Source organism: uncultured Oceanicoccus sp., from assembly GCF_963968385.1.
Classification (GTDB): domain Bacteria; phylum Pseudomonadota; class Gammaproteobacteria; order Pseudomonadales; family Dasaniaceae; genus Oceanicoccus.
The window spans coordinates 1-8,864 of the sequence record NZ_CAXAHB010000064.1; the positions used below are offsets into that span (position 1 = coordinate 1).

The following is an 8,864-nucleotide window of genomic DNA, read 5'->3' on the forward strand; positions in this document are numbered from 1 at the left end:
CCTGCAGCGCCATCGCCTTGCTGGGCTTGAGCACCGGCCTCTGCACCAGCTTCGGCCTGGGCCTGAGCCGCTTGCTCTTCATACATTTTCTGAGCCAGAGGGCCTGAAGCTTCAGTCAGCTTTTGCGTTGCCGCTTCCATCGCCGCTTTGTCATCGCCACTAACAACTTCTTCGGCTTCTTTAACAGCCGCTTCAATAGCCGCTTTTTCTTCTTCAGACGCTTTATCGCCCGCTTCCTCTAAGGTTTTCTTAGTGGCGTTAATCAAGCCTTCCAAGGTATTACGCGCAGTCACTAATTCTTCAAACTGCTTGTCAGCTTCAGCGTTAGCTTCAGCATCTTGTACCATTTGCTCGATTTCATCATCGGACAAACCAGAAGACGCGGTAATGCGGATAGACTGCTCTTTGCCTGTCGCCTTATCCTTTGCGCCTACATGCAAGATACCGTTGGCATCCAGATCAAAGGTCACTTCGATTTGTGGCATACCGCGTGGTGCCGGCGGGATATCAGCCAAGTCAAAGCGGCCCAGTGATTTATTACCTGAGGCTTGCTTACGCTCACCTTGTACCACATGAATCGTTACAGCGGACTGGTTGTCTTCAGCGGTTGAGAAAATCTGCGATTTCTTGGTAGGAATCGTGGTGTTTTTCTCGATCAAAGGTGTAGCAACGCCACCCATGGTTTCGATACCCAGTGTTAGCGGTGTGACATCCAATAATAAAACGTCGGTTACATCGCCACTTAGTACACCACCTTGAATCGCTGCGCCCATGGCAACGGCCTCATCAGGGTTAACATCTTTACGTGGCTCCTTACCAAAAAACTCCGCCACTTTAGCTTGCACTAACGGCATACGCGTTTGACCACCCACCAAAATAACATCGTCGATGTCGCTGGTAGTAAGATCCGCATCTTTAAGCGCCAGCTTTAATGGCTCTAACGACTTAGCCACTAAATCTTCAACCAAAGATTCCAATTTGGCACGCGTCATTTTCACTACTAGATGCTTGGGACCTGAGGCATCAGCGGTGATATATGGAAGATTAACTTCTGTTTGCTGTGAAGAAGACAATTCAATTTTGGCTTTTTCTGCCGCTTCTTTCAGACGCTGCATCGCCAGCGGATCACCTCTAAGATCCATATTGTTTTCTTTCTGAAATTCGTCTGCCAAATACTCGATCAAACGCATATCGAAATCTTCACCACCTAAAAAGGTATCACCGTTGGTAGACAGTACTTCAAACTGATGCTCGCCATCGACTTCGGCAATTTCAATCACCGAGATATCAAAAGTACCACCGCCTAAATCGTATACTGCAATCGTGTGATCGCCTTTGGCTTTGTCCATACCGTAGGCCAGTGCCGCAGCGGTTGGCTCATTGATAATACGCTTAACTTCAAGACCGGCAATTTTACCGGCATCTTTGGTTGCCTGACGCTGTGAATCATTAAAATAAGCGGGAACAGTAACAACCGCTTCTGTGACTGGCTCGCCCAGATATTCTTCGGCGGTCTTTTTCATTTTCATCAGGATTTCAGCCGACACCTGCGGCGGTGCCATTTTCTCACCATTGGCTTCAACCCAGGCATCACCATTGTCGGCAGCAGAAATTGTATAGGGCACCATGGCAATATCTTTTTGCACAACATCATCTTTAAATTTACGACCGATTAAACGCTTAACTGCAAATAAAGTGTTAGTTGGGTTAGTAACGGCCTGACGCTTGGCGCTCTGGCCCACCAGAATTTCATTATCATCGGTGTAGCCGATAATAGAAGGCGTGGTGCGATCACCTTCAGCATTCTCAATGATTTTACTGGTGTCGCCGTCTAGTACAGCAACACAGGAATTTGTGGTGCCTAAATCGATACCGATGATTTTACCCATTGTTCTTTCTCCAATTTTCAACTGGCAGCTGTGGCCAGGACTTTATTTCACTTGAATTGGTATATTGGTGCGAATTTGATTTTTTCAAGTCCGCATCGAGACTGTGTTGGTCAAAGACACTATATTTGTCAAAGAATTTGTCAAAGACACCGTGTTTACCAAAATTAAACCCTATTAGGCGTTTTCATCGATGGAACCGGCAGCCGCCTTAGAGACCATCACCATAGCTGGGCGCAGCAGGCGCTCATTGAGGGTATAGCCTTTCTGCATCACTAGAGTGACTGTGTTAGGTTCTACATCGGGGTTTTCTACCATCGACATCGCCTGATGAAACTGCGGGTCAAAGGGCTCACCTACCGGATCTAGCTGGACGACATTAAATTTGGCCAGAGTATCGATCAGTGTTTTTTGAGTTAGCTGTACCCCTTCCGCCAATGGCTTAACCATCTCGCTATCGGTATCAGCGGCCTCCAAAGCACGCTCTAGATTGTCGGCCACCGCCAATAATTCACCAGCAAATTTTTCCAGCGCAAACTTACGGGCCTTGTCGATCTCAGCTTCAGCTCGACGCTTAATATTCTGCGCGTCAGCCAGCGTTCTCAACGCATCATCTTTGGTTTTGGCTAGCTGTTCCTGCAAAGCCTCTATCTGAGCTTCAGGGCTAGGCTCCTCATCAACCGCCTGTTCCGACGCTGCGGCCTGCTCTTGTTCAACAGGCTGCTCCGTAGGCTGCTCAACATTTTCAATATCAGGGTTAGTGGTTTCTTCGTTGGACACTGCTTTCTCCGGTTTTTCTATCTGGCCAATATCATCAATGACTTGCTATATGGGGGTCGGCTGCAGGCAATTCAAGGGGGCCAATAAAGACCTTGGAGTGGAAAAGTATTCTGCTTGTTATTCAATGACTTAAATTAACAAACAATAAAGGTAACCAGGCGAAATCTGCGCATTGCAGCCTACGCTGCCCTAGCACTGGTCAATCGTGGCATCCAACTGCCTGGCAGGGCGAGATCAAGCGCACAAAAAACTGGACAAAACACTGTATATACAACCATAATACTGTATAAATAAACAGACTATGGAAAACTGCCATGTTGGTCCACCTGAGCGTTAATAATGTTGCCATTGCCAGCGAACTTGAAATGGAGTTTAACCGCGGCATGACCGTGATTACCGGCGAAACCGGGGCCGGCAAATCGATCATGATGGACGCATTGGGACTAGCGCTAGGTGATAGAACCGATGCCGGTGTCGTACGCAGCGGTACTGAACGAGCCGATATTAACGCCTGCTTTGATATTTCCAATATTGAAGACGCCAAACACTGGCTGCAAGAGCATGATTTACTGGATGGCAACGACTGCCTGTTACGCCGGGTTATCACCAAAGAGGGTCGTTCTCGCGGTTATATCAATGGCCGCCCCGCCACTTTGCAAGACTTAAAATCCCTCGGCGAAATGTTGATTGATATTCACAGTCAGCACGCTCACCAATCACTGCTCAAAAAAGATCAACAGCGCCGTTTGTTAGATAACTTTGCCGGATTGGGTGACGATACTGCCCACTTAAAAATAATCGCCAAACAGTTTCAACAGGCACAACAACGTCTTGCCAAGCTGGAAAGTCATCGCAGCGAGCAAAGTGCCCGCGCCCAGTTACTGGCTTATCAGGTCGATGAATTGGACAAACTGGCGCTGCTTGATGATGAATTGGAAACCCTTGAACAAGAGCAGCAGCAACTCGCCAGTGGTGAGCAAATTCAGCAGGCCTGCCAGCAGACCATCGCTCTTTGCAGTGAGGGCGAACTGAATGTAGTGAGCATTTTAAATCAGGCCTTGCGCTCGCTCAGTGAAATACCGGTTAAAAGCCCATCGTTGGATGAAGCCAGCCAATTGCTCAGTAGCGCACTCATTCAAGCAGAAGAAGCCAATAGCGAATTACAGCATCACCTCGACAGTTTTGAGCTAGACCCCGAGCGATTGCACACCGTAGAAAACCGGCTTAGCTCGATTTACGACATTGCCCGTAAACACCATATTCAGCCGGCACAGTTGCCCGAACTGCATCAGGAACTACTGCAAGAACTGACCAGCATAGCTGGCAGTGATGAAGAAATTGAGCAATTGCAACAACAGCTGGCAGAAACTGAACAGCAACACCAACAGCTAGCCAGCAAAATCACTAAAAAACGTAAAACGGCCACCAATCAATTACAAAAACAGGTAGAAGCTCAGCTGAAGCAACTGGCTATGGCCAACTGCCGTTTTAGTATTGCCCTAACACCACGAGCCGATAACACTCCCCACCCCCATGGTCATGAAGAAATTGCCTTTTTGGTTAGCACTAACCCGGGGCAAGAGCCTCAGGCGTTATCCAAAATTGCCTCCGGCGGCGAACTTTCCAGAATCAGCCTAGCGATTCAGGTGATTACCGCGCAAACCAGTGCTACCCCCACGCTGGTCTTTGATGAAGTAGATGTTGGCATTGGCGGGGCTGTGGCTGAAGTGGTGGGCAATTTATTACAGCAACTAGGCGAGCGTGGGCAGGTGCTTTGTGTTACCCATCAGGCCCAAGTGGCTTCCAAGGGGCATCAGCACCTTTATGTCAGCAAAACTGCCAGCAAGAAAAGCGTCAGCACGCAATTGGAACAGCTTAGCGATAAACAAAAGATTGCAGAGATTGCCAGAATGCTGGGAGGCATTGCGATTACAGACCAATCGCTGGCGCATGCCAAAGAGATGCTGTCTCACTAGTACTGCCAGTTATTTCAGTGGGTACGGCGAAGACGGTATAAGGTGGAACAGTTACTTCTTGGGTTTTACGTAAAGCACCAAGCTATGATCCACAATTTCAAAACCATGCTCTTCAGCCAACTCATGCTGACGTTGCTCAATCACTTCATCAAAAAACTCAATCACCTGATTGGTTTCCAGGCATACCATATGGTCGTGGTGATCGCCCTTGGCCATTTCAAACACAGAATGACCACCTTCAAAATTGTGCCGTACTACTAGGCCAGCGGTTTCAAACTGGGTTAATACTCGGTAGACCGTTGCCAAACCCACATCTTCACCGGCTTCTAACAGAGACTTATAGACATCCTCAGCACTTAAATGATGGCTATCTTTTTCAGCTTGCTCCATCAACTGCAAAATCTTTACCCGAGGCAAAGTCACTTTTAAGCCGGCTTTACGTAGCTCTTGATTTTCCATAGTCATATTCAGGGTCGCCTTAGCGTTACAGGATAGTTTGGGGTATTATCCACATCACCGTCACAGAGTGAAAGTCAAATGCCAAAATATATTGCCATTGTTATCCTAATTGCCATCAACAGCCTACTTGGCGGCTGTAATACCCTGCAGTTCCCAGGGGTTTATAAAATTACCGTTGAGCAGGGCAATGTAATTACTCAGGAGATGGTTGACCAGCTGAAGCCTGGTATGTCCAAAGATCAGGTGGAGTATATTATGGGCAGTCCACTACTCAAGGACGCTTTTAATCCCGAGCGCTGGGACTATGTCTATAACATTCAACAGGACAGCGAGCTAAACAAAGAGTACCGTGTGACCGTGTTCTTTAAGGACGATAATCTGGACTATTTTACCGGTGACTTTATCCCCAGTACAGCATCTGAACAAGCTGCCGAGACAGATGCCGCTGCCGACACTCATCAAACCAACAAAGACAGCTAAACTGGTGACGCTTTAGTCGCTGCCTTTTCCGCTTTTACCTTGGCGGCTCTTACCTTACGAACCTCTTTAGGATCGGCAATCAAAGGTCGATAAATCTCTACGCGATCACCCTCGTTAACAACGGTCTGTTGTGGTTTGGGCACCGCTTTTCCAAAAATACCCATTTTTGCGGTCGATAAATCCAAATCCGGAAAAGAACCGGTTATGCCGGACTGCTCAGCAGCAGCGTAAACGGTTGTCCCTTGCGCCACCTCAATAATCAAAATTTGTTGCTTATCGGGCAAGGCGTAGCATACCTCAACCTTAATCATTTCGTGGTTAGTCATACGGGCCAGACTCGCTTTATTCGCTCTGGTACAATTGATTCGCCCTTTTTACCAGTGAGCCCACCAAATCATCAGCTACCGGATTAAACATTTGTTTAGCCGCTAAACCTAATAATTTATTGGTCATGGTAAATCTTAGTACCAGCGAGACTTTGCAGGCTGAATCACTCAAAGGCTCCAGTGTCCATATTCCACTAAACTCATCAAAGGGGCCGTCAATCAAGGTCATTTCGACCTTAGTTGGCCGCTGTAATCGGTTGTGGGTTGTCAACCTATGGACCCCGCCAGTGCTGGTTAAATCCAACCGCGCCTGCATAAATTCACCCTGCTCGTCTTCGCCCTGCGCCAATATTTCTGTACCGACACAGCCATCCATATATTGCGGATAGCTCTCCACATCATTGATCAAGGTATAGATACTGTCCGCCGAATAAGACAATAAGGCACTGCGATTAATTTCTGTCATAACTTGGTTATCATTATTTAATGATCAGGGTTGTTAACCACGGATAGAGTGACCATAAAAACACCACTAACACACCGGGCGCTGCAATATACCGCAAAAGCCAGTGCCAAAGCGAAAATATTTGCCAGCTTTCAATATCCAACTGATCCCGCAGCACTTCTTTACGCATTATCCAGCCCACAAAAACCGCGATCAACAAACCACCGATCGGCAGTAATAAATTAGCGCTGACAAAATCCAGCAAGCCAAACAGCGACATCCCAAAGATATCGATATGTTGCCAGATATTAAATGAAAAAATTGTCGCCAAACCCAGCAACCAAACCACTAACACCGTCACTATGGCGGCAGCTGGTCGCCACCAGCGACACCGCTGCGACAACCATGATGTTGCCGGTTCAAGTAATGCTACCCCGGAAGTGATCGCTGCCATAAAAACCACCACAAAAAACAGCGCGCCGAAATAATTGCCGTAAATCATATTGCCAAAACCGTAAGGCACGGCCACAAACATTAAGCCCGGCCCCATGGTCGGTGCAATATTCAAGCTAAATACCAAGGGAAAAATCGCCAAGCCGGCCAGAATCGATACCACCGTATCCATCAATACCACCGTAGACACCATACCGGTAATTGATCGTTGATCAGGCACATAAGCGCCGTAAGCCAACATTGCCCCAACCCCAATACTTAGGGTAAAAAAAGCATGGCCTAACGCATCGAGTAAGGCCTGCTGCGTTAATGCCGAAAAATCCGGCTGGAACAGAAAATCGACTGCAGCTTTAAAATCACCTACCTGACTGCTGTATATCGCCAAGGCAATCAACAGAATAAACAATAGTGGCATTAATGACCGAGTGGCTAGCGCAATACCCTTGCGGACGCCTAAAGCCACAATAAAAAATAGACATAACAGAAAAAAGGCTTGCCACTGCATCATGAGCTTTGGAGCGGCCAATAAGTCGTTAAAAATATCTCCCGACAACAGCGCACTGGTGGCAACAAACTCACCATCCAGCAACTTACCGGCATAGGCAAAACTCCAACCGGCTATCACGCTGTAATACGACAAAACCAGTAAACCTGCCAAACACCCCAGCCAGCCAATAATTTGCCAGAGCGAAGAGGCTTTTGCTTCAAGGCTTACATGGCGCATGGTATCAACCGGATTCGACCGACCACGACTACCCAAAATCACCTCAGCAATCATGACCGGCATAGCGACCGCAACAATGCAGATTAAATAAACCAGCACAAACGCCGCGCCACCGTTTTCACCGGCCAGATAAGAAAACTTCCATAGATTACCCAAACCGATAGTCGCGCCGGTAGTCGCAGCAATAAACGACCAACTGCGACGCCAGCCTGGATCTCTGGATTGATAATGATTATTCATATTACTCGTTTATTATTCGATATAAGGCTCTTTTTAACCCAGACCATTCCGCTTTACCAGCGACAACCGCTATAATGCGCCGCTATGGGCAAAAAGAAACCAAAACAATCCAGCAATACTATCGCGCAGAACAAAAAAGCGCGACATGACTATCACCTTGAACAAAAATTTGAGGCGGGTGTTCAATTGCAGGGTTGGGAAGTCAAAAGCCTGCGTATGGGTGAAATACAGATTACTGATACCTATGTCTTAATGAAAGACGGTGAAGCCTTCTTACTGGGTGCACATATCAACCCCTTAAAAACCGTCTCTACCCACTATGTCACCGACCCTACCCGCACCCGCAAGTTACTCCTTAACAAAAGAGAACTGGCCAGACTGCTAGCAGCAACCCAGCAAGACGGTCGCACCTGTGTTTGTACCGCGCTGTATTGGAAAGGTCATCTGGTCAAAGCTGAAATTTGTATTGCCAAAGGTAAACAGCAGCACGACAAGCGTCAGGCAGAAAAAAACAAGGATTGGGATAAACAGAAACAACGAATTATGCGCCATACCAGCTAAAGCAAAATTCAGCCAAAACAGCGCCCATCTTTGAGCTTGCAAACCCAGTACTATTACCTGTTTTTTCCCAGCAAATTACCCCCTAGCCGCTACCTAAGCCGTATAAGCCCGTGTACAATGGCCGAGTTCACAAGTTTCGGGGCCGATTTGGATTCGACGCCGGTTACAAAACTTATGTGTGCATGCCGTGATGGTAGCCAATCACGTAAATCCAAAGCTGCAAACTATTAGTTGCCAACGATGACAACTACGGTGCTCAACTAGCTGCGTAAGTAGCTTTTTGTTGTACCTTCTAGTGGATGCGTCCGCTAGCGGCCTTTAGCAAGGTGCCAGTACCGCGCTACTGTCCGTCACTCAGAACTGGATCGCCATGAAACCGCGCCTGAGGTGGATTAGCTAAATATTAATCAGGATCGCCAACTACGTCCTGCCCGTCGGGCTGTATGCGGCTAAATTAATTGACGGAATCTAAGCATGTAGAGCGCTAAGCAGCGGACTGACGGACGCGGGTTCAATTCCCGCCGGCTCCACCAA

The 8,864-nt window shown here is 47.6% G+C and carries 9 protein-coding genes and 1 other RNA gene; 4 read left to right on the plus strand and 6 right to left on the minus strand.

What is annotated here, in order from left to right:
* The coding region (gene dnaK, locus AACP44_RS07255; protein ID WP_339339813.1) for a molecular chaperone DnaK at window positions 1–1,889 on the minus strand (1,889 nt) is incomplete at its 3' end.
* Window positions 1,890–2,063: 174 nt separating this feature from the next.
* Window positions 2,064–2,666 carry a nucleotide exchange factor GrpE gene (grpE, locus tag AACP44_RS07260; RefSeq protein ID WP_339339814.1) on the minus strand — a complete coding sequence of 201 codons (603 nt, stop codon included), beginning with the start codon at window positions 2,664–2,666 and terminating at the stop codon, window positions 2,064–2,066.
* 314 nt (window positions 2,667–2,980) lie between these two features.
* Here grpE and recN point away from each other — a divergent pair, with 314 nt between their 5' ends.
* Window positions 2,981–4,642 carry a DNA repair protein RecN gene (gene recN / locus AACP44_RS07265; RefSeq protein ID WP_339339815.1) on the plus strand — a complete coding sequence of 554 codons (1,662 nt, stop codon included), beginning with the start codon at window positions 2,981–2,983 and terminating at the stop codon, window positions 4,640–4,642.
* A 51-nt stretch (window positions 4,643–4,693) separates the two neighbouring features.
* On the opposite strand, the gene fur is transcribed toward recN, so the two are convergent.
* The gene (gene fur / locus AACP44_RS07270; protein WP_339339816.1) at window positions 4,694–5,107 is read right to left on the minus strand and encodes a ferric iron uptake transcriptional regulator; all 414 of its coding nucleotides are present in this window, start codon (window positions 5,105–5,107) and stop codon (window positions 4,694–4,696) included.
* Window positions 5,108–5,179: 72 nt separating this feature from the next.
* On the opposite strand from fur, the gene AACP44_RS07275 reads away from it, so the two are divergent.
* Window positions 5,180–5,581, plus strand: a complete 402-nt coding sequence (locus AACP44_RS07275; protein WP_339339817.1) for an outer membrane protein assembly factor BamE — start codon at window positions 5,180–5,182, stop codon at window positions 5,579–5,581.
* Here AACP44_RS07275 and AACP44_RS07280 read toward each other — a convergent pair.
* The 3 genes from AACP44_RS07280 to AACP44_RS07290 are packed head-to-tail and all read right to left on the minus strand — an operon-like array spanning window position 5,578 to window position 7,769.
* Window positions 5,578–5,907 (minus strand): RnfH family protein, encoded by a 330-nt coding sequence (locus AACP44_RS07280; protein ID WP_339339818.1) that lies wholly within the window; start codon window positions 5,905–5,907, stop codon window positions 5,578–5,580. The two genes, AACP44_RS07275 and AACP44_RS07280, sit on opposite strands and share 4 nt — an antisense overlap.
* A gap of 16 nt (window positions 5,908–5,923) precedes the next feature.
* The gene (locus AACP44_RS07285; RefSeq protein WP_339339819.1) at window positions 5,924–6,373 is read right to left on the minus strand and encodes a type II toxin-antitoxin system RatA family toxin; all 450 of its coding nucleotides are present in this window, start codon (window positions 6,371–6,373) and stop codon (window positions 5,924–5,926) included.
* 13 nt (window positions 6,374–6,386) lie between these two features.
* Window positions 6,387–7,769, minus strand: coding sequence for a sodium-dependent transporter (locus AACP44_RS07290; protein WP_339339821.1), 1,383 nt, complete (start codon window positions 7,767–7,769; stop codon window positions 6,387–6,389).
* A gap of 84 nt (window positions 7,770–7,853) precedes the next feature.
* Here AACP44_RS07290 and smpB point away from each other — a divergent pair, with 84 nt between their 5' ends.
* Complete coding sequence (gene smpB, locus AACP44_RS07295) at window positions 7,854–8,330, plus strand: SsrA-binding protein SmpB (protein ID WP_339339822.1); 477 nt, start codon at window positions 7,854–7,856, stop codon at window positions 8,328–8,330.
* Window positions 8,331–8,468: 138 nt separating this feature from the next.
* Window positions 8,469–8,863, plus strand: a transfer-messenger RNA (tmRNA) gene (gene ssrA, locus AACP44_RS07300).
* Window position 8,864: the final 1 nt, after the last annotated feature.

Bases quoted from the DNA above. Each gene is read 5' to 3' on its own strand.
- recN (WP_339339815.1), top strand. From the start codon at position 2,981: ATGTTGGTCCACCTGAGCGTTAATAATGTTGCCATTGCCAGCGAACTT.
- fur (WP_339339816.1), bottom strand. From the start codon at position 5,107: ATGACTATGGAAAATCAAGAGCTACGTAAAGCCGGCTTAAAAGTGACT.
- AACP44_RS07275 (WP_339339817.1), top strand. From the start codon at position 5,180: ATGCCAAAATATATTGCCATTGTTATCCTAATTGCCATCAACAGCCTA.
- AACP44_RS07280 (WP_339339818.1), bottom strand. From the start codon at position 5,907: ATGACTAACCACGAAATGATTAAGGTTGAGGTATGCTACGCCTTGCCC.
- AACP44_RS07285 (WP_339339819.1), bottom strand. From the start codon at position 6,373: ATGACAGAAATTAATCGCAGTGCCTTATTGTCTTATTCGGCGGACAGT.
- AACP44_RS07290 (WP_339339821.1), bottom strand. From the start codon at position 7,769: ATGAATAATCATTATCAATCCAGAGATCCAGGCTGGCGTCGCAGTTGG.
- smpB (WP_339339822.1), top strand. From the start codon at position 7,854: ATGGGCAAAAAGAAACCAAAACAATCCAGCAATACTATCGCGCAGAAC.